Raw genomic sequence first — 24,045 nt, forward strand, 5'->3', positions numbered from 1 at the left:
GATCTGGCGCGGGTCGTGCGCGCGGCTGCGGCCAGCGACGACCACCAGCGTCGGCGTGCTCAGCCGGGCGAGCCGTGCTGCGCGGCGTGGCAGCAGCGGCGGCCTGCCGTGCGCCACCCCGGGTCGCGCGCGGAGTGGAGACCGACGTGCGCGGTGCTGGCACTGCGGGTCCCCCGGGCGGTCTCGTCCTACGTGGCCGGCTCCGCGGGTTCCGCGGTGCGCTCAGACCTCGTATCGACGGGCGGGGGAAGGCCCCGGAGAGGAGTGCGGGACGGCCTCACCCCTCCGGGTGAGGGTGATCCGCAGGTGGCACCCGATCGGTGGACACGCCGGCCGGCGGCGCGGTGCGCTCGCGCGGGGGCCACCAGGCGCCGTGGTGGCGCTCGAGCGGGATGCGCAGCTCCTCGCCGTCCTCGGTCGAGACGACGAGCTCCACCCGGGCCACCCGGCGGCCGCTGCCGCCGACGTGGACCGCTCCCCCCGTGGCCAGCGGTACGGGAGGCAGGAGCAGGTCGTCCTCGGAGGAGGACTCGGCCATGGGACTCCTTCCCGGCGCGACGGTGCAGATGGGCGCGGCGACGACCATGCTGCCCGAGAACGCCGAGGTCCCGCCGTCCGGGGCGGACGACGGGACCTCGAAGGGCGGAGAAAGGACCCCGCTGCCCCGGGCCCGGCCCCCTGCAGGGTCCCACCGCGAGCTTGCGAGTGGTGGGGGGCAGGGGGACGCTCCTTCTACGAGTGGTGAGGGGCAGGAGGCACAGTCCTTCCACCGCAGCGGGGCCGGGCTTCAGCGGTCGGCGAGCTCCACGAAGGCGCGCTCCTTCTCCCCGGTGTAGACCTGCCGCGGCCGGCCGATCTTGGTGGCCGGGTCGGCGATCATCTCGCGCCACTGGGCGATCCAGCCGGGCAGCCGCCCGAGGGCGAACAGCACGGTGAACATCCGCGTCGGGAAACCCATCGCCCGGTAGATCAGCCCGGTGTAGAAGTCGACGTTCGGGTAGAGCTTGCGCTCGACGAAGTAGTCGTCGGAGAGGGCGATCTCCTCCAGCTGGCGGGCCAGGTCGAGCAGCTCGTTGTCCCCGCCTAGCTTGTCGAGCACCCGGTCGGCGGTCTGCTTCACGATCGCCGCCCGCGGGTCGTAGTTCTTGTAGACCCGGTGCCCGAAGCCCATGAGCTTGACGCCGGGCTCCTTCTTCTTCACCCGCTCCACGAACGCCGGGATGTCCCCACCCTCGCCCTGGATCGACTCGAGCATCTCCAGCACCGACTGGTTGGCCCCGCCGTGCAGCGGGCCGAACAGCGCGTTGATGCCGGCCGAGATCGAGGCGAACAGGTTGGCCTGCGAGGAGCCGACCAGCCGCACGGTCGACGTCGAGCAATTCTGCTCGTGGTCGGCGTGCAGCACGAACAGCATGTCCAGGGCCGCCGCCAGGTCGGGGTCGACCTCGTAGGGCTCGGCGGGGAAGCCGAAGGTCATCCGGAGGAAGTTCTCCACCAGCCCCAGGGAGTTGTCCGGGTAGAGGAAGGGCTGGCCGACCGACTTCTTGTACGCGTAGGCGGCGATCGTCGGCAGCTTGGCCAGCAGCCGCAGCGTGGAGATCTCGACGTGCTCGGGGTCGAACGGATCCAAGGAGTCCTGGTAGAAGGTCGACAGGGCGCTGACCGCGGACGAGAGCACCGGCATCGGGTGCGCATCGAGGGGGAAGCCCTTGAAGAACTGCTTGAGGTCCTCGTGCAGCAGCGTGTGCCGCCGCAGCCGGGAGTCGAAGTCGGCCAGCTGCGCAGGCGTCGGCAGCTCGCCGTAGATCAGCAGGTAGCTGACCTCGACGAAGCTGGCCTTCGCGGCGAGCTGGTCGATCGGGTAGCCGCGGTAGCGCAGGATCCCCGCGTCACCGTCGATGTAGGTGATCGCCGAGGTGCAGGACGCGGTGTTGACGAAGCCGATGTCCAGCGCGACCTGTCCGGTCGTCGCCAGCAGCTTGCTCGTGTCGAGTCCGTCCGCGCCCTCCGTGGCCGGGACCACGCGCAGGGGCAGTTCTCCACCGGGGTGGCGCAGGGATACGTCGGGGTTGCCGGCCGTGGGTGCGCTCGCTGTTTCGCTCATCGGCAGGGACGCTACTCAGCTACCGGCCGGTAGGGCTCATGAGCCCGTCTCCACCCTCGAGGGTGGACGACTTCGTGCGCCCGCACGTGCCCCGGGGCCGGTGATGAGGCAGACGCTGCCACACCACCGGCCCCGGCGACCGTTCGGTCAGGGATGGGTCATCGAGAGGACGTCGAGGGCCTCGTCGAGCTGCTGCTCGGTGAGCTTGCCCTGCTCGACGTAGCCGCGCTCCACGACGACCTGGCGGATCGTCTTCTGCTCGGCCAGCGACTGCTTGGCGACCTTCGCGGCCTCCTCGTAGCCGATGTACTTGTTCAGCGGCGTCACGATGGACGGCGAGGACTCGGCCAGCTCGCGGCAGCGGTCGACGTTGGCGGTGATGCCGTCGACGCAGCGGTCGGCCAGCAACCGCGACACGTTGGCCAGCAGCCGGATCGACTCCAGCACGTTGCGCGCCATGAGCGGCAGCGTGACGTTGAGCTCGAAGTTGCCGGTGGTGCCGGCGAAGGTCACCGCGGCGTCGTTGCCGATCACCTGGGCGGCCACCTGGATGGTCGCCTCGGGGATCACCGGGTTCACCTTGCCCGGCATGATCGAGCTGCCCGGCTGCAGGTCGGGCAGGTAGATCTCGCCGAGGCCGGTGCGCGGGCCGGAGCCCATCCAGCGCAGGTCGTTGGCGATCTTCACCAGGCCGACGGCGATGGTCTTGAGCTGGCCGGAGGCCTCGACCAGCCCGTCGCGCGAGCTCTGGGCCTCGAAGTGGTCGCGCGCCTCCGAGAGCGGCAGCTCCAGCTCGGCGGCGAGCCGCTCGATGATCGCGGCGGCGAAGCCGGGCGGGGTGTTGATGCCGGTGCCCACCGCCGTGCCGCCCAGCGGCAGCTCGCCGATCCGCGGCAGCGAGGCCTGCAGTCGCTCGACGCCGTAGCGCACCGCCGCGGCGTAGCCGCCGAACTCCTGGCCGAGCGTGACCGGGGTGGCGTCCATGAGGTGGGTGCGCCCGCTCTTCACCACCTCGGCGAACTCCCCGGCCTTGCGCGAGAGCGAGGCCTCGAGGTGCTGCAGCCCAGGGACCAGGTCGCGGACGATCGCCCGCGTGGCGGCGACGTGGATGGCCGACGGGAAGACGTCGTTGGACGACTGCGAGGCGTTGACGTGGTCGTTGGGGTGGACCGGCGAGCCCAGGGTCTCGGACGCCAGCGTGGCGATGACCTCGTTGGTGTTCATGTTGCTCGACGTCCCGGAGCCGGTCTGGAAGACGTCGATGGGGAAGTGCTCGTCCCACTCGCCGCGGGCCACGGCCGCGGCGGCGGTGCCGATGGCGTCGGCGGTCTCCTGCGGCAGGACGCCCAGCGAGGCGTTGACCGCGGCGGCCGCCCCCTTGATCGCGGCCAGGGCGGCGATGAGCTCGCGCTCGATGGGCGTACCGGAGATCGGGAAGTTCTCGACGGCGCGCTGCGTCTGCGCCCGCCACTTCGCCCACGCGGGGACCCGGACCTCGCCCATGGAGTCGTGCTCGATGCGATGGTCCGTGGCGTCCTGCTGTGCGACCGCGTTCTCAGGGGGCATGGCTCCAGCTCCCGGTGTGGTGGTGGGTGACAGTGCTCCGACCCAGGACCCTAGATGCCTGCGCGGTCACGGTCCGGACCGCACCGGGCGGGAGTGGTCCCGCCGCAGGATGGCTCGACTACGGTCGGCGGGGTGGACCCCGCCGCCGTCCCCGACCGCCCGGTCGTGCGCGCCTCGGACGCCGACCGCGAGGCCACCGTGACCCGGCTGCAGTGCGCGGTCGGCGAGGGCCGGATCGACCTCTCGGAGTTCGGCGAGCGGGTCGAGGCCGCCTACGCCGCGGGCACGCTCGCCGACCTGGCTGCGCTCGTCGCCGACCTGCCCCCGGACGAACCGCCGCCGGTCGAGATCGTCGGCACGCAGACGCGGACGGAGCTCTCCAGCGTGTTCGGTGACATCCGGCTGTCGGGTCCGGGTGCGGCGCCCGCCCGGGCGAGCACCGTCTTCGGCGACGTCCGGCTGGACCTGCGCGGCCTGCGCACCGACGCGGACCGGGTCGAGATCCACGTGCAGACGAGGTTCGGCGACGTCGACGTGGTCGTCGCCGAGGGGGTGGACGCCGAGCTGCACGGGCGGACGGTCTTCGGCGACCGCAGGACCGAGCTCGCCCCGGTGCCGCGGCTGGCCGGCACGCCACGCGTCGTCGTCCACGCGCGCAGCGTGCTCGGCGACCTGCGGCTGCGCAGCCTGGCGCCGGGCGAGTCGGCGAGCCGGTGGCGGGCGCTGGTCGACCGCCTGGCCCAGCGGCACCTGCCGCCGCCGTCCCTCAGCTGACGTCGTCGTCCGACCGGTCGAAGGGCACCGCGGAGTACGCGCGCAGCTTCTGCAGGGAGTGCAGGCTCTCGATCGAGCGGATCGTGCCCGAGCGCGAGCGCATGACCAGCGACTGCGTGGTGCACCCGCCGGCCCGGTACTGCACCCCGCGCAGCAGCTCGCCGTCGGTGATGCCGGTGGCCACGAAGAAGACGTCGCCGCGCACGAGGTCGTCGATGTGCAGCACCCGGTCCAGGTCGTGCCCGGCGTCGACCGCCTTCTGCCGCTCGTCGTCGTCCTTCGGCCACAGCCGGCCCTGCAGCGCACCGCCCATGCACTTGAGCGCGCAGGCGGCGATGATCCCCTCCGGCGTGCCGCCGATGCCCAGCAGCAGGTCGACGCCGGTGCCCTCGCGGGCCGCGGCGATCGCGCCGGCGACGTCGCCGTCGGTGATGAACTTGATCCGCGCGCCGGCCTCCCGCACCTCGTGCACCAGCTGCTCGTGCCGGGGCCGGTCGAGGATGCAGACCGTGACGTCGCCGGGGGAGCTGTGCTTGGCCTTGGCCACCCGGTGGATGTTCTCGGCGACGGGGACGGTGATGTCGACGACGTCCGCCGCCGCCGGACCGGTGGCGATCTTCTCCATGTAGAAGACCGCCGACGGGTCGTACATGGCGCCGCGGTCGGCGACCGCCATGACCGCGATGGCGTTGGGCATGCCCTTGGCCATGAGGGTGGTGCCGTCGATCGGGTCGACCGCGACGTCGCACTCCGGGCCGTGGCCGTCGCCGACCTGCTCGCCGTTGTAGAGCATCGGCGCCTGGTCCTTCTCGCCTTCGCCGATGACGACGACGCCGTTCATGCGCACCGTGCCGATCAGTGCCCGCATCGCGTCGACGGCGGCGCCGTCCCCGCCGTTCTTGTCGCCGCGGCCGACCCAGCGGCCCGCGGCCATCGCCGCCGCCTCGGTGACCCGCACCAGCTCGAGGGCCAGGTTGCGGTCGGGGGCCGGGCGATCGGCGTTGAAGCTGCTCCCGCCGGAGTTCGCGGGGCCGTCGGGCAGGGGCAGGGACACGCGGACCTCCTGGAAGAGGACCCCCTCCTCCCCACCCCTCGCAAGCTCGGGGCGGTGCCCTGGAGGGGGCCGGGCGTCGGGCGGCGGGGTGGGGCGACAGTCCTGTCATCCTAGGGGGGTGAGCGGAGCCGGCCCGACCAGTCAGCGCCCCCCGCAGGCAGCGCCACCAGCCACGGGGTCCTCGTCCGCGATCGAGCGGGCCAACCGGATGAGCGTGGCCAACATGCTGCGGTCGCTGGTCCCGCTGGTGCTGATCTGTCTGGCGCTCGTGGGCTGGATGTCCTTCAAGCAGTCGGGGGTGGATCCGGTCCGCGAGGTCGACCCCGCCAGTACCGTGCAGCTGGCCGCCGCCCGCGCCGGGTATCCGGTGGTCGCCCCGTCGGGCCTGCCCGACGGCTACCGCCCGACCAGCGCCCGCACCGATGCCGGCACCGCGGAGGCCGGCGACCCGGTGACCCTGGAGATCGGTTACCTGACGCCGTCGGCCGAGTTCGCCGGCTTCGTGGTCAGCGACGAGGCCCGCGCCGACGCGGTGACCGGGGTCCTCGACGGCGCGGAGGAGCAGGGCACCGTCGGCCTCGGCGGCCGGACCTGGACCCGCGGGACGACGGAACGCGGTGAGACGGTGTTCTTCCGCGTGGCCGACGGGGTCACCGTGCTGGTCACCGGCTCGGCTCCGGACGACGAGCTGGAGGCCGTCGCGACGGCGGTCCGGCCGGTCGGGGACTGACCGCTCACCTGGGAGTTTGCGATCCGATGACGGAGATCACGAGCTGATGTCCGTCCGGTGGGTCGGGCGGCGGCGCCGGGCGGACGGCGGGATGCTGACCTCCCGGCCGGCCATCTGGACCGTGGTCGGCCCCGGCCTGCGAGGAGCGGCGACGATGACCCGACGCACGTGTACCGGCGGTGACCACCGGCCCCCGCCGGCCGGAGGGGCCTGCGCCTGCGGGATGGTCACCCGCATCCCCGCCCGGCGGGCGGACCCCACGGTCGCGGTGCGCGAGCTGCTCGCGCAGTCCCTCGACGGGGCCCCGGACCCGACGCAGGCCGCCGACCGGCTGCTCGCGGCGCTGGCCGCGGCCGGTCTGGCGGTCGGACCCGGTGCGAGGGTCCGGCTCCCGGCCTGACGGTCCGGGGCCGGCCCACCGTCTGGGGCGTCAGCCCTCCCCCGCGGCCTCGGCGGAGGTGGCCCTCGACAACCGCTCGCGGGCCCGGTCGAGCCAGTGCTGGCACAGCTCGGCCAGCTGTTCGCCGCGCTCCCAGAGGGCGAGCGACTCCTCGAGGGTCAGCCCGCCGGCCTCGAGCCGCCGGACGACGTCGGCGAGTTCCTCCCGGGCCTGCTCGTAGCTGGTCGCCGGCTGCTCGCTCGCGGTCTCGCTCACCATGTCCTCGGTTCGCTCCCGCGGAACGCTCCGCTCCTCGCTCGTTCCTCGCTGCGACGCTCACGTTCCTGTCCGCTCACGGTCGGCCATCCTCCCTGTGGACGCGCACCGGCAGCCGGCCGCCCGCGACCCGCACCGACAGCCGCTCGCCGTCCCCGACCTCGCCCGGGTCGCGGACGAGGGTGCCGTCGGCCCGCTGGACGACGGCGTAGCCGCGCTGCAGCGTCGCGGCGGGGGAGAGCGCGGCCACCCGGGCCCGGGCGTGCTCGAGGTCGCGCTCGGCTCCCTCCAGCCGGTGGGTGAGGGTGCGGCGGGCGCGGGTGCGCAGCTGCTCGACGTCGTCCGCCCGGCCGTGCAGCAGCCGCTGCGGGTCGGCCAGGACCGGGCGGCTGCGGACGCTCTCCAACCAGCGCTCCTGCTGCTCCAGCCGGGCGCCGATCAGGTGCCGCGCCCGGGCCCGCAGCCCGTCCACCAGCCGGCTCTGCTCGCCGATCTCCGGCACCACGCGGTGCGCGGCGTCGGTGGGGGTGGCCGCGCGGACATCGGCGGCGTGGTCGACGAGGGTCGTGTCGGTCTCGTGGCCGACGGCGGTCACCACCGGGGTGCGGCAGGCGGCGATCGCCCGGACCAGGCCCTCGTCGGAGAAGGGCAGCAGGTCCTCCACCGACCCCCCGCCGCGGGCGACGACGATGACCTCGACCGCCGGGTCGGCGTCCAGCCGGCGCAGCCCGTCGATCACCGACGCGGCCGCGCTGGGGCCCTGGACCAGGCTGTGGTGGACGGCGAAGCGGACCGCCGGCCAGCGTCGGCGGGCGGTGACCAGGACGTCGCGCTCGGCGGCGCTGTCCCGGCCGGTCACCACCCCGACGACGGCCGGGGCGAACGGCAGCGGCCGCTTGCGGGCGGGGTCGAACAGACCCTCGGCGGCCAGCAGCCGGCGGATCCGCTCGATGCGGGCGAGCAGCTCCCCGAGCCCGACGGCGCGGATCTCGGTGGCGCGCAGGGAGAAGGACCCGCGGGCGATGTAGTAGTCCGGACGCGCGCGGACGATCACGCGGGCGCCCTCGGCCAGCTCCAGCCCGGGGCGGTCGGCGACGTCCCGGGCGCAGGTGACCGGCACCGACAGGTCGGCGGCGGGGTCGCGCAGGGTGAGGAAGACGGTCGCCGCGCCGCGCCGGGACAACTGCGCCACCTGGCCCTCGACCCACACCTCGCCCAGCCGGCCGATCCACTCGGCGACCTTGCGGGCCACCGTGCGGACCGGCCACGGGGCTTCCGGCGTGGAGGGTGCGGTCACCTCCCGAGCGTGTCAGACGGCACCGACACCTCCCGGGGAGGTGGGGCGAGGTCGCTGGGGCTGACGGTGCCCGTCCTCAGGCGCCGCGCGGGGCCAGCGGGCTGTCCTCGACCGCCTGGCGCTCGAGCTTCTCCAGCCGGTTGCGCAGCATCCGCAGATAGGGCTCGCGGGCGCGGGTGGCCTCCTCGTAGGTGACCAGGTCCTGGACCGTGGAGAGCTGGTAGCCGCGCAGCCGCCCGCGCAGCTGGGCGATGGTGAAGCCGTCGTAGCCGTCGACCGGCGCGGCACCGGCGGCTTCGGCGCCGGTGGTGTCCGCGGCCTCCTCGGCGGTCGCGGACTCGTCGACGTCGGTGCGGACACCGGTCGCCGCCGCCACGTCGGTGCCGCCCTCGTCGGTCGCGACGGCGGTGTCGGTCGCGACGGCGGTGTCGGTCGCGGCGGGCGCGGTGGCGTCACCGGCACCGAGCGCGTCGTCGACCTGCGCGCCCGCGGCGGTGACCACCTCGTCCCCGCTCCCGGTCGTGTCCCGGTCCTCGCCGGCCGGCGCCCCGCCGGTCGAGGGGCGGGTCTCGGCGTCGCTCATGCCGCTGCCGGCCGCCTCGTCGACCGCGGTGTCCTGCCGGTCGGCCTGGGCGGGAGCGCCGGCGGTCTCGGCGGCGGTCTGGCCGGCCGGGACCTCGCCGGCCGGGGCCTCGGGCGCGGCGACGCCCTCGTCGGTCACCGTGCCCTCGACGGTCGCGATGCCGCCGTCCGGGGTGAGGACGTCGACGTCGGTGGGGGTCTCCGCGATCTCGTCGGTGTCGACACCGGTGTCTGTGGTGCCGCCGTCGACCAGGGCGCTGTCGGGGGCGCCGTCCGCCTCGAGCAGCGCCGTCTCCAGCGCGTCCTCGGGCGTGAGCCCGGGCTCGGCGCGCTGGAGGCCGACGTCGGCGGCGGACACCTCGTCGGTGATGTCGGCGAGCGCCTCGACGACCTCCTCGGGCGCCGGGTCCTGGGGCAGACCGGAGACCTCGTCGTCGAGGAGCGCGGCGACCTCCTCGGCGACCTCCTCGTCGGCCACCGGGGCGGTGGCCCGGTCGAAGGCGGAGGTGCGTCCGGCGGCGGTGGGGGGCGCCTCGGGCAGGTCCTCGTCGAAGGTGGCCAGCCCCGGCTCGGCCTCGCCCCGGACCCCGGTGAACACCTCGTCCCCGCGGGCGACCAGGCCGGAGTAGTGCTGCTGCAGCTTCATGGTGGCCTGCATGGCCAGGCCGATCACGCGGACCGGCAGCGCGGGCAGCGTCTGTGGAAGCCGGCGGGCCTCGTCGAGGACGGTGGCGGCCAGGCCGGCGAAGGCTCGGACGGCCTCGGGGATCTCACGCGACATGGCCCCACCCTGCCCCGAATCGGCGCGCCCGACACCCCCGCGCTGGCGCGGAGCACACGGATGGTGGTACGCGTCTCGTCCGCCGGCGCCCGCGGACGGCCTCCCTGCAGGGTCCCGGTGTGAGCATGCGAACACCGAAGGGCAGGGAGGTCCTTCTCCTACCATGGGGCCATGGCTGATCAGCGCGGACGCGTCCTGCTGGCCGATCCCCGGGGCTACTGCGCCGGCGTGGACCGGGCGGTGGTCGCCGTCGAGCGGGCGCTGGAGATCCACGGCGCCCCGGTCTACGTCCGCAAGCAGATCGTCCACAACAAGCACGTGGTGGCGACCCTCGAACGGCGCGGGGCGGTCTTCGTCGACGAGACCGACGAGGTGCCCGAGGGCTCGGTCGTCGTCTTCAGCGCGCACGGCGTCTCCCCGGCCGTGCACCAGCAGGCCGCGGCGCGCAACCTGCGCACGATCGACGCGACCTGCCCCCTGGTGACCAAGGTGCACCAGGAGGCGAAGCGGTTCGCCCGCGACGACTACGACATCCTGCTGATCGGCCACCGGGGCCACGAGGAGGTCGAGGGCACCTCAGGCGAGGCGCCGGAGCACATCCAGCTGGTGGACGGCGCCGACGACGTCGACCGGGTGCAGGTCCGCGACCCTGAGAAGGTCGTCTGGCTGTCGCAGACCACGCTCTCGGTCGACGAGACGCTGGCCACCGTGGACCGGCTCAAGGCCCGCTTCCCCGGCCTGCAGTCCCCGCCGAGCGACGACATCTGCTACGCCACGCAGAACCGGCAGCAGGCCGTCAAGCAGATGGCCGGCGAGTGCGACCTGGTCGTCGTCGTCGGGTCGACCAACTCGTCGAACTCCGTGCGGCTGGTGGAGGTGGCGCTGGAGGCCGGTGCGCGCGACGCCCACCTGGTCGACTTCGCCTCCGAGATCGACCCGGCCTGGCTCGAGGGCGTGGCCACCGTCGGCGTCACCAGCGGCGCGTCGGTGCCCGAGGTGCTGGTCGGCGAGGTTCTCGACTGGTTGGCCGAGCGCGGCTACCCCGACGTGGGGACCGTCAAGGCCGCCGAGGAGCGACTGGTGTTCGCCCTGCCGCACGAGCTGCGGCCCCGCCGCACCGAGCCCACCGCCGACGGAGCCTGAAGACCCCACGAACGAGGATGGCCCCGTCCCGAGCCATGCGAAGGGCGGAGAGGACAGGGCCCTCCTTCAGTGGCGGGCGGCCCAGCGGACGAGCGCGACGACCAGGGCGGCCGCCGTGGCGATCGCCATCGCGGGGAAGCCGCGGATGAGCAGGGTGGCCACCGTCGGGAGGTTCAGCGACGCGGACGGCGCCAGCGCGGTGTTGAGCACGGCGACGACGATGAAGACCAGCGGCGGGGCGACCACCATCGTGAGCAGGTCGCGGCGGCGGACCAGCAGCGCGCCCGCAGCGCTCGCCCCGGTCAGCGTCGCCAGCGTGACGATGCCCAGGCCGGCCCCGATCCAGGAGTCGAGGGCCGCACCGGCGAGCGTGACCAGGAAGACCGCGAGGACGGCGGCCACGCCGCGTAGGCGGCTGCCGCGCTCGGGTGCCGACGCCGCTGCACCGCGGCCCGTGGACCGGGGTGCTGCGGACCGGGGCTCGGGCGGACGGGGACCGCGGCGACGGCTCTCGAGCTCCTCGCGGCCGCGCGGGCGTGCGGAGGAGTCGTGGTGGAAGGCGTCCCGATGGGAGGAGCCGTGGCGGGAGGCGCCGGGATCGATGGCGCGGCCACGCTCGCCGTCCCAGGGGGAACGCCCGGTCCGCTCGCCGTCCCGGGACGAGCGCCCGGTCCGCTCGGCGGCCGCGCGCGGGGGCATCGGGGCGCGGCGGTCGTCGTCCCGGCTGCGGGCGGCGCGCGCCAGGTGCTCGGGGAACGGCGGCAGCTCGGTGGACCGCATGCGCGGGGGCGGCGGCGGAACCGGCGGGCGGCCGATGCGGGAGACGTACTCGGCCGGCCCGGGACGGGCAGCGGCGCGTCGCTCGGCGCGCGCACCGGACTCGCGCCAGGTGTCGGCCGACCTCACCGAGGCCATGGCGGACCTCCCGTCCCCTCGTGGCGGACCTCCACCGGGAGGTCCCTGTCGAGGGCAACGGTAACGACGGCCGCGGTGTCGGCGGGGGAGGACGACACCGACGCGCGCTGTGCACACCTGCCAAAACAACGGTGCTGCACGCACATCTGACGTGGCGGGCGGGGCGGGTGGGGCGGAGCGGTACCGGCGCGACGTCGGAGGTACCCCGGGTTGCGCCATCGGCGCCCACCTCGCGAAGGCCCAGCCGGGGGTGCCTCAGCCGGTGGTGCCGTCCCGCTCCTCGATCGGGGACTGCGGGCGGTCGGCCGGCGTGGGCAGCTCGGCCGGCCGCAGGGTGCGCACCGTGGCCTCCACCGGCTCCGGCGTCGGCACCGGCGTCTCGGCCACCCCGAGGTCGTCGAAGCGGCGCGCGGCGACCAGCACCGAGCCCTCGTAGGAGCCGACCGTCTCGTTGTAGCGGCTCAGCGTCGAGGAGAGCGCCGAACCCAGGCGGGTGAGGTGGCCCGACAGGGTGGAGAGGCGGGCGTGCAGGCGGCGGCCGACCTCGAGCACCTGGTCGGCGTCGCGGGCCAGCCGCTCCTGCCGCCACGAGTAGGCGACGGTGCGCAGCAGCGCCAGCAGCGTGCTGGGGGTGGCCAGGACGACGTCGCGGGCGAAGCCGTACTCCAGCAGGCCCGGCTCGGCCTCCAGGGCGGTGGTCAGGAACCCGTCGGAGGGCACGAAGAGCACCGTGAACGGGGCTGCGGGGCGGAACGCCGTCGGGTAACGGCGGGCGGCGAGGGCGTCGACGTGGGTGCGCAGCTGGCGAGCGTGCGCGGCGACCCGCTTCGCCCGCACCGCGACGTCCTCGGCCTGCACCGCCTCGATGTAGCCCGTGAACGGCACTTTGGCATCGACCACCACCTGGCGACCGTCGGCGAGGGTGACCACGAGGTCGGGACGGACGCCCGCCCCGGCGTCGTTGGTGCCGCCGGGCTGCTCGACGAAGTCGCAGTGCTCGAGCAGGCCGGCCACCTCGACCACCCGGCGCAGCTGCACCTCGCCCCAGCGACCGCGGACGTGCGGGGTGCGCAGCGCGGTGACCAGCGCAGCGGTCTCCTGTCGCAGCATCGACGACGCCTGGCCGACGGTGCCCATCTGCTCGCGCAGCTCCCCGTGCGCGGTGGCCCGGGCCCGCTCCATGCCGGCCAGCAACCGGTGCAGGTGGTCCAGCGACTCGTGCACCGGATCCAGGCCGTCGTCGGCCGGTCGGCGCCGGGCGAGCAGCGCGACGACGCCCAGGGTGACCGCGGTGGCCAGCAGCGCGCCGAGGAGCAGACCGGTGAGCAGGGAGGCGGCGTCCACGACCGGTCAGCCTGCCGGACGGGCCCGACAGTTCCCGGGAGCCACACGGCCGCCCTTCAGGTGGAAGGACCCCGTCCTACTCACCGCTCGCAAGCTCGCGGCGAGCCTCTGCACGGGGCCGCGGCGGTGCCCGGGAGGGGGCCGACAGGCGTTGAGGGAAGGGTGGTCCTTCTTCAGGCGGGGACGGCGGCGTGCGCTGTCTCGTGGTCGAGCAGCCAGCGCTTGACCGGCGTCCCCCAGCGGAAGCCGCCGAGCCCGCCGTCCGAGCCGAGCACCCGGTGACAGGGGACGAACAGCGCCGCGGAGTTGCGCGCGCAGGCGTTGGCCGCCGCTCGGACCGCGGCGGGTCGACCGCACCGCGCGGCGAAGGCGGCGTAGGTGTCCGGCGCGCCGGCCGGCACGGTCCGCAGCACCTCCCAGGCGTCCTCGAGGAACGGGCCGGACCGCTGGCGCACCGCGACGACGTCGATCGCGGTCAGGTCGCCGGCCACGAACGCTGCTACCGCGTCGAGGACGGGCAGGTGCTCGACCGGCTCGACGCAGGCCGGCCGCAGCGCGCGGTGCACGACGGGGAGGAGTTCGGTCAGGTCGTCGGTCCAGCCGCTGGCCAGGACGGCGCCGTCGGGAGCGACGACCACGGTGAAGGGCCCGGGCGGGGTCCCGACGGTCGCCGAGCGGGCGGGCTGCTGGGTCATGAGGCGCTCCGATCGCAGAGGTGGGGACGGGTGGACGGCGTGGGCACGGCGAGCGACCACAGGTGCAGGACGGCGTAGGACCGCCACGGGCGCCAGCGGGCCGCGGCGTCGGCGTCGGAGCTGCCGAGGGCGGCCAGCGAGCGTCGCAGCGCGAGGTCGCCGGGCAGCCAGACGTCCGGGTCGCCCAGGCCGCGCAGTGCGACGAGTGCAGCGGTCCACGGGCCGATCCCGGGGACGGCGCGCAGCGTGTGGCCGGCCTCGGCGCGGTCGGCGCCGGGATCCAGGGTCACCGCGCCGGAGTCCAGCGCCTCGGCGAGCGCCTGCACCGTGCGCCGGCGCGCCCCGGTCAGGCCGACGGCCGTGAGGTCGGCGTCGGCCAGCGCGGCCGGCCGGGGAAAGGCGTGGGTCAGCGTGCCGACCGGCTCGGGCAGGGGCGTGCCGGCGGCGCGCAGCAGGCGGGCGGTGAGCGTCCGGGCACCGGCCAGCGACACCTGCTGGCCGAGGACGGCGCGGACGGCGTGCTCGTCGGCGTCGGGCGAGCCGGGCACCCGGCGTCCGGGTGCGGCGGCGACCAGCCCGGCCAGCGCCGGGTCGGCCCCCAGGACGCCGTCGACGGCGAGCGGGTCGGCATCGAGGTCGAGCAGCCGGCGGCAGCGGGCCACCGCCGCGCCGAGGTCGCGCAGGGCGGTCAGCCGCAGCCGGGCGGTCACCGCGGGGCCGCCGTCCGGGGCGGGGGAGAGTTGCACGACCGCCGGGCCGTGCGGCAGGTCGAGCACGCGGGAGAACGTCGTCCCGTCCCACTCCTCCAGGCCCGGGACGGCGTGCACGCCGAGGAAGAGCAGCACCTCGCCCGCCTCGAACGGGGCGCGGGCGGCCAGCCGCAGGGTCACCCGGCCCGGCGCGGTGGGGGGACCGGCCGGCGCGGTGCGGCGCAGCTCGGTGGGGGTGGCGGCGAAGACCTCGCGCACGGTCTCGTTGAACTGCCGGATGCTGGCGAACCCGGCGGCGAAGGCGACGTCGGCCATGGGCAGGTCGGTGGTCTCGACCAGCAGCCGTGCGGTCTGCGCACGCCGGGCGCGGGCCAGCGCGAGCGGGCCCACTCCCAGCTCGGCGACGAGCAGCCGGTGCAGCTGGCGCTCGGAGTAGCCCAGCCGCGCGGCCAGCCCGGGGACGCCGGAGCGCTCGACCTCGCCGTCGCCGATGAGCCGCATGGCCCGGGCGACGACGTCGGCGCGGACGTCCCACTCCGGCGAGCCGGGGACGGCGTCGGGGCGGCAGCGGCGGCAGGCGCGGTAGCCGGCGCCCTGGGCCGCGGCTGCGGTGGAGAAGAAGGTGACGTTGTGGGCCAGGGGCGTGCGGGCCGGGCAGGAGGGGCGGCAGTAGATGCCCGTGGTGGCGACGGCGGTGAAGAACCAGCCGTCGAACCGGGCGTCGCGGCTGGCGACCGCGCGGTAGCAGCGTTCGGCGTCCAGCGGCGGTGTCACGCAGACGAGCATGACAGCGCCGGGCCGCGGGAACTGGCGGTTTCCGGACGCGGCCGTCGAGGGGACCGCCGGTGCCGGTCAGCGCGGTCGGGTCGCCCGCCAGGCCGCCCAGGCGCTCTCGACGATGAGCCGCAGGTCGCACCGGGCGCGGAAGTCCAGGTCGCGGGCGATCCGGTCGACGGCGGCCACCACCCGGGCCGGGTCACCGGGGCGCGCGCCGACGACCTCGGGGGTGGTGTCGGCCCCGGTCACCTCACCGACGAGACGCAGCACCTCCAGCACGCTGCTGCCCTCGCCGCGCCCGACGTTGTACGTGCCGCCGGGCGCGCCGGCGGTCAGCGCACGGGCCGCGGCGAGATGGGCCTCGGCGACGTCGGTGACGTGCACGAAGTCGCGCACCGGACTGCCGTCGGGGGTCGGGTGGTCGGCGCCGTGCAGCACCGGCCGCCGGCGGGTCTCCACCGCCGCGAACACCAGCGGGACGAGGTTCGCCGTCCCCCGGTCGCCGAGCCGTGGTGTCCCCGCGCCGGCGACGTTGAAGTAGCGCAGGGTGACCGCGGACAGGCCCCAGGCGGCGCTGTCGCGCACCAACCACTCACCGACGAGCTTGGTCCGTCCGTACGGCGAGATCGGCCGGCAGTCGGCGTCCTCGTCGACCTGCTCGGTCGCGGGCAGGCCGTAGACGGCGGCGCTGGAGGAGAACACGAACCGGGGAACGCCCTTCGCCCGGCAGCTCTCCAGCAGCGCCACCATGCCCTCGACGTTCTCCGCGTAGTACAGCAGCGGGTCGGCCACCGACTCGGCGACCTGCTTGCGGCCGGCGAGGTGCACCACGCCCTGCACCGCGTGCTCGCGCAGCACCCGGCGCACCAGCCCCCGGTCGCGGACCGACCCGACGACGAGCGGGACCGACGGCAGCCCGGCCAGCCGGCCCGGGTCGCCGGCGGACAGGTCGTCGAGGACGACGACCTCCTCGCCCGCGGCCGACATGGCGTGGACGACGTGCGCCCCGACGTACCCGGCGCCGCCGGTGACCAGCCAGCTCACCGGACCGCACCGGTGTCGAGCCCGGCAACCACCGCCCGCGCCCGGTCCCCGGCCAGCAGCACCTCGGGCAGCCCGGCGAGCGCGGCCCGCATCGCCTCCACCCCGCCGAACTGGAAACCGAGCTGGGTGGCGTAGCAGGCGCAGGCGTCGGCGCGCCGGTCGAGGTCCTGCGGCAGCGTGACCCGAGCCAGCCCGCCCGGCAGGTCCGGACCGGGGACGGCGGCCGGATCGCGCAGCACGTAGGGGCTGTCGCGCCACCACAGCACCGGCCGGTCGATCCCGGCGACGGCGCGGAGCACCTGCAGGTGGTCGACGTGGCCGCCGAGCGCCTGCGGCGCCAGCCAGAGGTCGGCGTCGTGCCCGGCCAGCGCCGCGGTCAGCGACCGCCAGACGTCGTCCCCCGGATGGACGCCGGCGAACAGGTCGGCCGCGCTGGTGTAGCCGCGGTGCGGCGCCTCGGGCAGGCCCAGGTACCCGGGAGTGGCGCCCAGCACGGCCATCGCCGCGGCGTCCTCCGCCCGGCGCAGAGCCAGGTAGTCGACGTCGGCCGGCACCCCCTTGTCCAGCTGGCAGGCGAGCGCGAAGCCGGCCGGCTGGGGCACGCTCGCGGTGAAGCAGGTGAGCACGGTGACCTCGTGCCCGGCCGCGACGAGCGCCGCCAGCGTCCCGCCGACGGAGAAGGCGGCGTCGTCGAGGTGCGGACTGACCGCGAGCACCCTCACAGCAGGTGCGCCGCCGACCGGAACCGGCAGGAGAGGTCGACCTCCGTCGGCATCGACCAGCCGGGATCCGGAGTGCTGCCGGCCACCGACCGGTGGACCGCGTCGATCGAGCGGGCCAGCACCGGCCACGAGTAGAGCCGCCGGACCTCGTCGAGCGCCGTCCGTGCCAGTCGTGCCCGCAGGTCGGCGTCGGCCAGCAGGCGCTCCAGCGCGGCACGGAGTCCGGCGACGTTCCCCGGGCGGTGCAGCAGCCCGTTCTCCTCGTGCCGCAGGCAGTCGACGACGCCGACGCTGTTGGTGCTCACCGTGGGCAACCCGCTGGCCATGGCCTCGAGCAGGGTGTTGCTGAAGCCCTCGCTGTAGGTGGGGCTGACGAAGACGTCGGCCGAGCGGTAGACCCCCGGCGCCTCGTCGGGCGGGACGTAGCCGAGGAACGTCGTCCGCGCGTCGGCGCGCGCCCTGGCCTCGTCGAGGTCGGGGCCGATGCCGGAGACGACCAGCCGGACGCCGTCGGGCAGCGCCTCGAGCAGGTCGAGCACGCCCTTGCGCCGGTCGACCCGGCCGTGGAAGAGCAGCACCGGCGGCTCCTGCAGCGCGCCCAGCGGTCGCTCCGCCGGCGTGAACCGCCGGGTGTCGGTGGCACCGGGGATGACGGTGAACCGCGCCGGGTCGCAGCGGAGGTTGCCGACCACCTCGTCGCGGAAGCTGGCGCTGCCGATGAGCACCGCACTCGAGAAGTCGACGACGGTGCGCATCGCCTCGGCGTGGGTGGTGCAGCAGGTGCCCACCCAGTGGCCGTCGCCGCCCTGGATGCTCACCACGGCCGGCAGCCCGGTCTCCCGGGCGGCGGCGAGCACGGCGAGCCCCGGCGGGTAGCCGTACTGGGCGTGCAGGACGTCGAAGTGCCGCTGCTCGTGCAGGCCGACGACGGTGCGCACGATCTCGTCGACGTCGCCCTCCCAGTCGGCCGGGACGACGGTCTCGCCGCGGCTGGGCAGCGCCACCACCTCGACGCCGTCGGGCACCCGGTCGGCCGGAGGCGGACCGCCGCCGTAGACCCGGGTGCCGGCCTCGTCGTCGCGGTACTGGCTGACCAGCGTCACCTCGGAGCCGAGGGCGACCAGCTCGCGCAGCAGGTTCTCCGCGTAGACGCTCATCCCGCTCACCGCCGGCCAGTAGCGCCGGCTGACGAAGCAGATCCTCATGACTCCTCCGCCGCTCGCAGGGTGGCCATCGCCCGCGGGACCATCTCGTGCGCCCGGTGCCCGTCGCGGGAGAGCTCGAGGGTCACCAGCCGGTCCCAGCCGGCGGTCCGCAGCGCGCCGAGCACCGCGGGCAGGTCGACGTCCCCCTCGTCGAGGGGCAGGTGGTCGTGCACGCCGCGGCGCATGCCCTCCACGGCGACCGTGCCCAGGTGCGGGGCGAACCGGGCCACGGCCTCCTGCGGCGCGTACGCCCCGGCGACGACGCAGTGGCCGGTGTCCAGCGCGAGCGAGATGCCGGGGACCTCGGCGGCCAGCCGGGCCCACCCGTCGCAGTCCTCGACCAGCATCCCGGGCTCGGGCTCGACGGCGAGGGTGTACGGACCCCCGCCGGAGCTGTCGACCAGCGCGCGGACGCCGTCGACCAGCCAGCCCCACGCCGCGTCGCGGTCCACCCCCGGCCGCGGCACGCCCGCCCAGAAACTGACCGCCTCCGCGCCCAGGACCTCGGCCAGATCGCAGGCCAGCCGCAGGTAGGCGAGGCGTCGCGCCCGGCCCTCGGCGTCCGGGGTGACCAGGGTCGGCTCGTGCTTGACCCGCGGGTCGAGCAGGAACCGGGCGCCGGTCTCGACGACGACGCCCAGGCCCAGTTCGTCGCAGCGCGCCCGCGTCCTCTCCGCCTGCTTCCGGACGTCCGGCGCGAAGGGGTCCAGGTGGACGACGTCCAGCGTCAGCGCCACGCCGGCGTAGCCGGTGTCGGCGAGGAAGGCCAGCGCGTCGTCGAGCCGGTGCGAGGTCAGCCCGTTGGTGTTGTACGCGTACCTCAGGTCCATCGGCGACCTCACGAGCTCGGTCACCGGGCCAGCACCTCCGCGACCGTGTGCCGGCCCGGTTCCCGGTAGAGGGCGTAGAGGGCGCCCACCCGCCGGTCGGCCCCGGTGCGGTCGAACCAGGCCGGTCCGCCCAGGCGCTCCTCGGCGTCGGACGTCAGGTGGACCCGCGCCCAACCGCCGGGGTCGGCGCCGATGACCACCAGCGGGTCGCCCCGGTCGGCCAGCCGGCGCACCCCGCGCTCACCGATCCGCCCGTAGGACATCGTCTCGACCTCCAGCCCCGGCACCAGGACCTTGGCCGCCACCGCGTCGCCGATCGAGGGCTGCAGCTCGACCAGCACGTCGTGCCCGGCGGCGTGCAGGGCGCCGGTGACCGTGCCGTGCAGGTCGCCCCCGGACCACGTGGGCAGATCGGTCAGCGCGACGGTCTCCCGACGCGACAGGACCGTGTCCCGCAGCAGGTCGACCAGCGCGCCGGTGCCCATCCGGGTCCAGGCGAGCATCGCCTCGAGTGCGCGGTCCTCCTCGGCCAGCCGCTCGGGTGGGTGCCCGCCGCGCCACGACTCGAGGTAGCCCGGCGGGGTCGCCGGCAGGACGACGTCGAAGGGGCCGTGCATGAACGCCTTGCGGCTGCGCGCCGAGGCGAACTCGTGCAGCGCCTTGCGGACGGCGGTGTCCCGGTCGGGGTGGGCCGCCTCGCCGCACGCGGTCGCCATCACCGGCACCGGCTCGGACAGGTCGCTCGAGCAGCCGACGGCGTAGACGTCGACGACGCCGAGGTCGGTGGCGGCCAGCTTCACCACCACGTCGATGCACGCGGCGTCGAGCCGGTCGAGCAGGGCGAGCGCGTCGGGGTCGCGCAGCCCCTCGAGGTCGATGACGACGCCGCGGTCCAGAGCGCGGAAGGAGGTGGCGTTGCCGTCGCGCTGCAGCACCTCCAGCAGCGCGTGCGCGATCGCCCGCTCGGCGTCGAAGGCCGCGCCCTGACCGTTGGTGACGACCGTGGTCAGCCAGCCGCCGGGTGGTGGGTTCCCGGGCAGGTCGTCGGGCGCGGAGGCGACCAGCTCGGCGGGGACCAGGACCGTCTCGCCGTCCCGCTGCCGGGTCATCGGCAGCCACTGCAGCGGCCGGTCGTCGTCGTAGGCGCTGCCGGCCTCCAGGCAGAGGGTGCGCGGGTCGGTCACCCGGTCCCGGCCGTGCCGGCGGGTCATCTCCGCGTAGGAGCCCTGCGTGCGCTCCACCCTCTGGTGGGTGCGCAGCGACAGCGCCATCTCGGCCATCTCGCCCAGCGCCCCGGTGCGCGCCTCCTCGCGGGTGGCGCCGTAACCCAGGCCGCTGCCGCCGGGGTGCTCGGGTGAGGGCGCGAGGACGGCGCTGTGCAGCGGCACGTCGAGGACGTCGAGGCCCTCGATCGCGAACTCGTCGACGGTTCCCGGGAAGGAGGCGAGGTAGCGCTCCGCGGGTCTCACAGGTCCGCCAACGCGACGGGAGCGGCGTCCGGCGGCCCGGACAGCAGCCGCTGCACCAGGTGGACGACGTGGTCGGTGGTGACCCCGCGGACCAGCTCGAACGGGGTCGCGACGGCCCCGAAGTCCAACGCGCCGACCACGGTCAGGTACTCGCGCAGCTCGCCGTGCGACAGCGGGATCTGCGCGTGGAAGGCCTTGTGCGCGCTGAGGGCGACCGGCCGACCGGCCTCGTCGAGGTCGACCTTCAGCGAGTCGCCGCAGAACAGCAGGCCGCGGCGGCGGTCGTGCAGCACCGAGTGGCCGGGGAAGTGGCCGCCGGTGCGGTGCAGGGTGAGGTCGGGGGCCAGCTCCAGCTCGTCGTCCGCCGGCCAGGTGACCCGGAAGGCCTTGGTCCACTCCAGGTCGCGGACGCCGACGCAGACCACCCGCGGCTCGAGCTCCTGCTGCAGCTGCCACAGCGCGCCGTAGCCGTGCACGTGGCTGGCGGCCAGGATCTCGAACTCGCCGTGCACCTCGGCCATGCGGCGCAGCTGGGCGAGCATGTCGGCGGTGTACCAGGGGGCGCACTCGAAGCCGACCAGGCCGGCGTCGCTCTCGATCACCCAGCCACGGCTGTCCAGCCCGAAGCGCGGCTCGGTGCCGAACTCGGTCACGCCCGCGATGGCGGTCGGCCGGCAGAACCCGGTGACCAGCGCGTCGGCCTGCGCAGGCGTGACGAACTCGAAGCCGTCCTCCGGCAGCGCGTTGCGGACGTCGGCGCACACCGGGCACACCTGCGGCCCCGGCGCCGGCCAGCGCTGCCAGTGCCCGCAGTTGGTGCAGGCGAACGCGGGCAGGTCCGGCAGCAGGCCGCGGTAGGGGTTGGTGGCGGTCACGGGTACCTCCCGGGGGGTCGTCCTCCGGGAACTCGTGCTCTGCCCACGTGGGTGGGCAGAGCACGAGCTCCCGGAGACGTGGTGTCGGCCGCCCGGTGGGCGGCGGTGTCCAGGGCCTCGACGAGCAGCCGGTGCAGCGCCAGGTCGCGGGCGGCGTCGTACGGCCAGGGCGCGTGCCCTGCGACCGCGGCGGTGAAGGCGGCGAACTGGGCGGCGAAGGGGGAGTCCCCGGCGAAGGGGACGTCGACGGGCTCCGGCCGGTGCAGCGTCAGCGAGCCGCCGGCGGTCTGGCCCATCGTGTCGACGGCGACGGCCGTCCCGCGGGTGCCGACCACCTCCAGCCGGCGGCGGGGGAGGGCGTCGGGGGTGTTGAAGGCGACGTGCAGGTCGACCAGCACGCCGCCGGCGGTGCGCCCGGCCAGCAGCGCGCCGTCGTCCACCGGGTAGTCCTGCACCCGTCGCTGCAGCAGCGCATGCAGCTCGACGACGTCCTCGCCGAGCAGCACGCCGGCCAGGTCCAGCCCGTGCGGGGCGAGGTCGATCGCCGCGCCGCCGCCGGCGCGGGCGCGGTCGACCCGCCAGTTGTCGTGCGGCCGGCCGTCCGGCGTCCAGTCGGCGGGCAGCCAGCAGCAGTAGACGATCCGCAGCGCGGTGACCGTGCCGAGGTCGGGCACCAGCTCGCGCAGCCGCACGTGCGCGGGGTGCCAGCGCTGGTCGTACGCCGTCCCGAGGAGGACGCCGGCCTCGCGGGCGGCGGTGACCATGGCGCGGGCGTCGGCGACGTCGGCGGCCAGCGGCTTCTCGCAGAGCACCGCCTTGCCGGCCGCGGCCACCACCTCGACCACCTCCCGGTGCGCGGCGTTGGGCACGGCGACGTAGACCGCGTCCAGCCCGGGGATGCGCAGGAACGCGTCGAGGTCGGTGCACCGGGGGACGTCGACGTCCAGCCGGGCCATGGCCTGAGGGTCGCGGTCGTGCAGGGCGACGACGCGGGCGCCCGGCGTCCCCGCCAGCGCGGGCAGCGCGTGGTCGCGGGCCACCCAGCCGCAGCCGGCAATGCCCCACCCGACGGCGCTCACGACCGCCCCTCGTCCCGCGAGGTGTACGAACTCGTGGCCATCAGCGCTTGATCACCACGAGAACGTGCATCTCGATGGCAGGTCGGCGCCTTCACCACGCCTCCGGCAGGTCGACGAGCAGCCGGCGGCGGGCGGCGTCGGGGGGCAGCGGGTCCGGCCAGCGGGCCGGCAGGTACGCCGACCGCGGGCCGTACTCCGCCGCGTAGCGCTCGCTGGGCCAGCACAGCTCGCCGTCCACGTAGAGCAGGTTGGGTCGCAGTGGCGGTAGGGGTTCGCCGAGGTCGGCCTGGGCGGGGGAGCACGGGTCGCCGGCGACCAGGGCGACCGCCTCGCTGGAGTGCAGGTCGGCCGCCGCGGCAGGACGGGGGGCGCGGCCGGCGAGCAGCGCGGTGGTCAGCTCGGCGTCGTCGTAGAGAAGGTCGGTGCCGAGCACCGCGGCGTAGCCCTCCGGCGTCAGCGGCGCCCCGTGCGGGTCGGCGACGTGCGCGTGCCCGACGACGACGGTGCCGCCGTTCCCGGCCAGTGCGCGCATCGCCGCGGCCGCGGCCGGCTTGTCGCGCAGGAAGTAGAAGGCGTCGTGGCACAGCACGTAGGCCGGTGGTTGCACGCCCAGGTCGGGGGCGGTGGTGACGTCGGCGCAGACGTAGCGCGCCGTGGAACAGACGAAGCGCCGCGCCAGCCAGAGCTTGGCCCAGACGACGTCGACGCCGAGCAGGTCGGTGCAGCCGCGGCGGGCCAGCTCGCGCAGGTGGGTGCCGATGCCGCAGGCGACGTCCACCACCGGCCTCCTCCCCGGCCAGTGCTGCTGCAGCAGCGCCAGGCCGGCCAGGTGGGTGGGGTCGGACCAGCGGTGGGCGAAGTAGTCGGCCACCCGGCCCATGCCCAGCAGCCCCATCGCCTCCCGCAGGGTGGTCGCGGCCGGCACCCGGGCCAGCTGCTCGGGCGGTGGAGGCGGCTCGGTCCACCAGTCGTCGGCGTCGGCCAGCAGCGCCACCCGCGCCCGGTCGACCTCGCCGGCGGCGAGCCGGCCGGCGACCTCGGCACGCAGCTCTTCGCGCCCCGCGCGGGCGAACGGGATGCCGTCGACCACCGGGACGGTGGGTGCCGCAGTGCTCACAGCCCCGCCGCCGCCAGGACGTCGAGGTGGAAGGCCTGCACCGGCCCGGCGTGCACGAGCTCGAGGTCGTCGAGCGCCTGTTCCGCGGTGAAGGCCGCGGCCTGCGCGTGGTGGTGGACCTGCAGCACCCGGTCGAGGACGTCGGCGGCGTGGAAGGCCTGCGACTCCGGCGCACCCGCGTCCGCGCGCAGGGTGAGCACCGCCCGCAGCCGATCGGCCAGAGCCGCAGGGAGCGCGGCGAGCTCGCGCTCCTCCAGCGTGGCCATCACCCGCGGCAGCGCCGAGCCGAGCAGCACCTCGCCGGCGAACCCGGCGTCGGGCAGCACGACGTTGTGCAGATGGTGGGCCAGCCCGACCAGGAAGGGCGCGACCGGCTCGGCGCCGAACACCGGCGCGACGAGCACCCCGTACACGGCCACGGTCAGGCAGTGGTCGCCGTGGCTCTCCGGCGGCTCCACGACCACCCGCGCCCGGCCCGGGGCGGTGGCTCCGGCGCGCGGCTGGCGGTCGAGCCGCCCGGCGAGCGGCGGCGGCTCCGGGGACGGCAGGGTGAGCGGGAGCGCCTCGCGCAGAGATC

At 75.4% G+C, this 24,045-nt stretch carries 23 protein-coding genes and 1 pseudogene; 4 read left to right on the plus strand and 20 right to left on the minus strand.

The features are described 5' to 3' along the window. Positions 1–277: 277 nt before the first annotated feature. From E4P41_RS16285 to E4P41_RS16295, 3 genes are all read right to left on the minus strand, one after another. Positions 278–538 carry a hypothetical protein gene (locus tag E4P41_RS16285; protein WP_135142318.1) on the minus strand — a complete coding sequence of 87 codons (261 nt, stop codon included), beginning with the start codon at positions 536–538 and terminating at the stop codon, positions 278–280. A gap of 249 nt (positions 539–787) precedes the next feature. Beyond that, positions 788–2,104, minus strand: a complete 1,317-nt coding sequence (locus tag E4P41_RS16290; protein WP_135142319.1) for a citrate synthase — start codon at positions 2,102–2,104, stop codon at positions 788–790. 147 nt (positions 2,105–2,251) lie between these two features. Continuing rightward, on the minus strand, positions 2,252–3,670 hold the full coding sequence (locus E4P41_RS16295; RefSeq protein ID WP_135142320.1) for a class II fumarate hydratase: 1,419 nt from the start codon (positions 3,668–3,670) through the stop codon (positions 2,252–2,254). 132 nt (positions 3,671–3,802) lie between these two features. Between E4P41_RS16295 and E4P41_RS16300 the strand changes: the two genes are divergently transcribed. Further along, positions 3,803–4,444, plus strand: coding sequence for a DUF1707 domain-containing protein (locus E4P41_RS16300; RefSeq protein ID WP_135142321.1), 642 nt, complete (start codon positions 3,803–3,805; stop codon positions 4,442–4,444). Here E4P41_RS16300 and glpX read toward each other — a convergent pair. Next, complete coding sequence (gene glpX / locus E4P41_RS16305) at positions 4,437–5,498, minus strand: class II fructose-bisphosphatase (RefSeq protein WP_280660907.1); 1,062 nt, start codon at positions 5,496–5,498, stop codon at positions 4,437–4,439. The two genes, E4P41_RS16300 and glpX, sit on opposite strands and share 8 nt — an antisense overlap. A 118-nt stretch (positions 5,499–5,616) precedes the next feature. Between glpX and E4P41_RS16310 the strand changes: the two genes are divergently transcribed. Together E4P41_RS16310 and E4P41_RS16315 are read left to right on the plus strand one after the other, a co-directional pair. Next, positions 5,617–6,228 carry a DUF4245 domain-containing protein gene (locus E4P41_RS16310; RefSeq protein ID WP_135142322.1) on the plus strand — a complete coding sequence of 204 codons (612 nt, stop codon included), beginning with the start codon at positions 5,617–5,619 and terminating at the stop codon, positions 6,226–6,228. Between the two features lie 154 nt (positions 6,229–6,382). Beyond that, positions 6,383–6,628 (plus strand): hypothetical protein, encoded by a 246-nt coding sequence (locus E4P41_RS16315; RefSeq protein WP_135142323.1) that lies wholly within the window; start codon positions 6,383–6,385, stop codon positions 6,626–6,628. Between the two features lie 30 nt (positions 6,629–6,658). On the opposite strand, the gene E4P41_RS16320 is transcribed toward E4P41_RS16315, so the two are convergent. The 3 genes from E4P41_RS16320 to E4P41_RS16330 form a co-directional block, all read right to left on the minus strand. Beyond that, positions 6,659–6,883, minus strand: coding sequence for an exodeoxyribonuclease VII small subunit (locus E4P41_RS16320; RefSeq protein WP_245177407.1), 225 nt, complete (start codon positions 6,881–6,883; stop codon positions 6,659–6,661). Between the two features lie 76 nt (positions 6,884–6,959). Beyond that, entirely contained in the window at positions 6,960–8,180 is a 1,221-nt protein-coding gene (gene xseA, locus E4P41_RS16325; protein ID WP_135142325.1) for an exodeoxyribonuclease VII large subunit, read from the minus strand. Between the two features lie 76 nt (positions 8,181–8,256). Continuing rightward, positions 8,257–9,543: a hypothetical protein gene (locus E4P41_RS16330; RefSeq protein ID WP_135142326.1), complete on the minus strand. Its 1,287-nt coding sequence runs from the start codon at positions 9,541–9,543 to the stop codon at positions 8,257–8,259. A gap of 171 nt (positions 9,544–9,714) precedes the next feature. On the opposite strand from E4P41_RS16330, the gene E4P41_RS16335 reads away from it, so the two are divergent. Then, positions 9,715–10,686 carry a 4-hydroxy-3-methylbut-2-enyl diphosphate reductase gene (locus E4P41_RS16335; protein ID WP_135142327.1) on the plus strand — a complete coding sequence of 324 codons (972 nt, stop codon included), beginning with the start codon at positions 9,715–9,717 and terminating at the stop codon, positions 10,684–10,686. 66 nt (positions 10,687–10,752) lie between these two features. On the opposite strand, the gene E4P41_RS16340 is transcribed toward E4P41_RS16335, so the two are convergent. The 13 genes and pseudogenes from E4P41_RS16340 to E4P41_RS16400 all read right to left on the minus strand — a co-directional run. Further along, a complete protein-coding gene (locus E4P41_RS16340) occupies positions 10,753–11,601 on the minus strand; it encodes a DUF6542 domain-containing protein (protein WP_135142328.1) in 849 nt (282 codons plus the stop codon). 255 nt (positions 11,602–11,856) lie between these two features. After that, the gene (locus E4P41_RS16345) at positions 11,857–12,945 is read right to left on the minus strand and encodes a DNA recombination protein RmuC (protein WP_135142329.1); all 1,089 of its coding nucleotides are present in this window, start codon (positions 12,943–12,945) and stop codon (positions 11,857–11,859) included. 173 nt (positions 12,946–13,118) lie between these two features. Further along, positions 13,119–13,640 (minus strand): methylated-DNA--[protein]-cysteine S-methyltransferase, encoded by a 522-nt coding sequence (locus tag E4P41_RS16350; RefSeq protein ID WP_135142330.1) that lies wholly within the window; start codon positions 13,638–13,640, stop codon positions 13,119–13,121. Then, the gene (locus E4P41_RS16355) at positions 13,637–15,124 is read right to left on the minus strand and encodes an AlkA N-terminal domain-containing protein (protein WP_245177408.1); all 1,488 of its coding nucleotides are present in this window, start codon (positions 15,122–15,124) and stop codon (positions 13,637–13,639) included. The genes E4P41_RS16350 and E4P41_RS16355 overlap by 4 nt, the downstream gene beginning before the upstream one ends. Positions 15,125–15,202: 78 nt before the next feature. Continuing rightward, positions 15,203–16,171: a UDP-glucose 4-epimerase GalE gene (gene galE, locus E4P41_RS16360; protein ID WP_135142332.1), complete on the minus strand. Its 969-nt coding sequence runs from the start codon at positions 16,169–16,171 to the stop codon at positions 15,203–15,205. Further along, on the minus strand, positions 16,168–16,887 hold the full coding sequence (locus E4P41_RS16365; protein ID WP_245177409.1) for a PIG-L family deacetylase: 720 nt from the start codon (positions 16,885–16,887) through the stop codon (positions 16,168–16,170). Before E4P41_RS16365 ends, galE begins: the two co-directional genes overlap by 4 nt. A 2-nt stretch (positions 16,888–16,889) precedes the next feature. Then, on the minus strand, positions 16,890–18,098 hold the full coding sequence (locus tag E4P41_RS16370) for a glycosyltransferase family 4 protein (RefSeq protein ID WP_135142334.1): 1,209 nt from the start codon (positions 18,096–18,098) through the stop codon (positions 16,890–16,892). Next, entirely contained in the window at positions 18,095–18,952 is an 858-nt protein-coding gene (locus tag E4P41_RS16375; RefSeq protein WP_245177410.1) for a sugar phosphate isomerase/epimerase family protein, read from the minus strand. The genes E4P41_RS16370 and E4P41_RS16375 overlap by 4 nt, the downstream gene beginning before the upstream one ends. Continuing rightward, positions 18,949–20,397, minus strand: coding sequence for a YcaO-like family protein (locus tag E4P41_RS16380; RefSeq protein ID WP_135142335.1), 1,449 nt, complete (start codon positions 20,395–20,397; stop codon positions 18,949–18,951). Before E4P41_RS16380 ends, E4P41_RS16375 begins: the two co-directional genes overlap by 4 nt. Continuing rightward, the gene (locus E4P41_RS16385; RefSeq protein WP_135142336.1) at positions 20,394–21,272 is read right to left on the minus strand and encodes an MBL fold metallo-hydrolase; all 879 of its coding nucleotides are present in this window, start codon (positions 21,270–21,272) and stop codon (positions 20,394–20,396) included. Before E4P41_RS16385 ends, E4P41_RS16380 begins: the two co-directional genes overlap by 4 nt. After that, positions 21,269–22,351, minus strand: coding sequence for a Gfo/Idh/MocA family oxidoreductase (locus tag E4P41_RS16390; RefSeq protein WP_245177411.1), 1,083 nt, complete (start codon positions 22,349–22,351; stop codon positions 21,269–21,271). Before E4P41_RS16390 ends, E4P41_RS16385 begins: the two co-directional genes overlap by 4 nt. 91 nt (positions 22,352–22,442) lie before the next feature. Next, complete coding sequence (locus E4P41_RS16395) at positions 22,443–23,468, minus strand: class I SAM-dependent methyltransferase (protein WP_135142337.1); 1,026 nt, start codon at positions 23,466–23,468, stop codon at positions 22,443–22,445. After that, positions 23,465–24,045, minus strand: a pseudogene (locus tag E4P41_RS16400) (hypothetical protein); the annotation flags it as partial. The pseudogene E4P41_RS16400 and the gene E4P41_RS16395, both read right to left, overlap by 4 nt.

Origin of the sequence: Geodermatophilus sp. DF01-2, assembly GCF_004571065.1 — a bacterium.
In the GTDB taxonomy this organism is placed as follows: Bacteria; Actinomycetota; Actinomycetes; order Mycobacteriales; family Geodermatophilaceae; genus Geodermatophilus.

What these genes read in the sequence shown, in the direction of transcription:
- E4P41_RS16285 (WP_135142318.1), bottom strand. Translation starts at nt 538, where the DNA reads ATGGCCGAGTCCTCCTCCGAGGACGACCTGCTCCTGCCTCCCGTACCG.
- E4P41_RS16295 (WP_135142320.1), bottom strand. Translation starts at nt 3,670, where the DNA reads ATGCCCCCTGAGAACGCGGTCGCACAGCAGGACGCCACGGACCATCGC.
- E4P41_RS16350 (WP_135142330.1), bottom strand. Translation starts at nt 13,640, where the DNA reads ATGACCCAGCAGCCCGCCCGCTCGGCGACCGTCGGGACCCCGCCCGGG.
- E4P41_RS16370 (WP_135142334.1), bottom strand. Translation starts at nt 18,098, where the DNA reads ATGAGGATCTGCTTCGTCAGCCGGCGCTACTGGCCGGCGGTGAGCGGG.
- E4P41_RS16340 (WP_135142328.1), bottom strand. Translation starts at nt 11,601, where the DNA reads ATGGCCTCGGTGAGGTCGGCCGACACCTGGCGCGAGTCCGGTGCGCGC.
- E4P41_RS16315 (WP_135142323.1), top strand. Translation starts at nt 6,383, where the DNA reads ATGACCCGACGCACGTGTACCGGCGGTGACCACCGGCCCCCGCCGGCC.
- E4P41_RS16290 (WP_135142319.1), bottom strand. Translation starts at nt 2,104, where the DNA reads ATGAGCGAAACAGCGAGCGCACCCACGGCCGGCAACCCCGACGTATCC.
- E4P41_RS16335 (WP_135142327.1), top strand. Translation starts at nt 9,715, where the DNA reads ATGGCTGATCAGCGCGGACGCGTCCTGCTGGCCGATCCCCGGGGCTAC.
- E4P41_RS16330 (WP_135142326.1), bottom strand. Translation starts at nt 9,543, where the DNA reads ATGTCGCGTGAGATCCCCGAGGCCGTCCGAGCCTTCGCCGGCCTGGCC.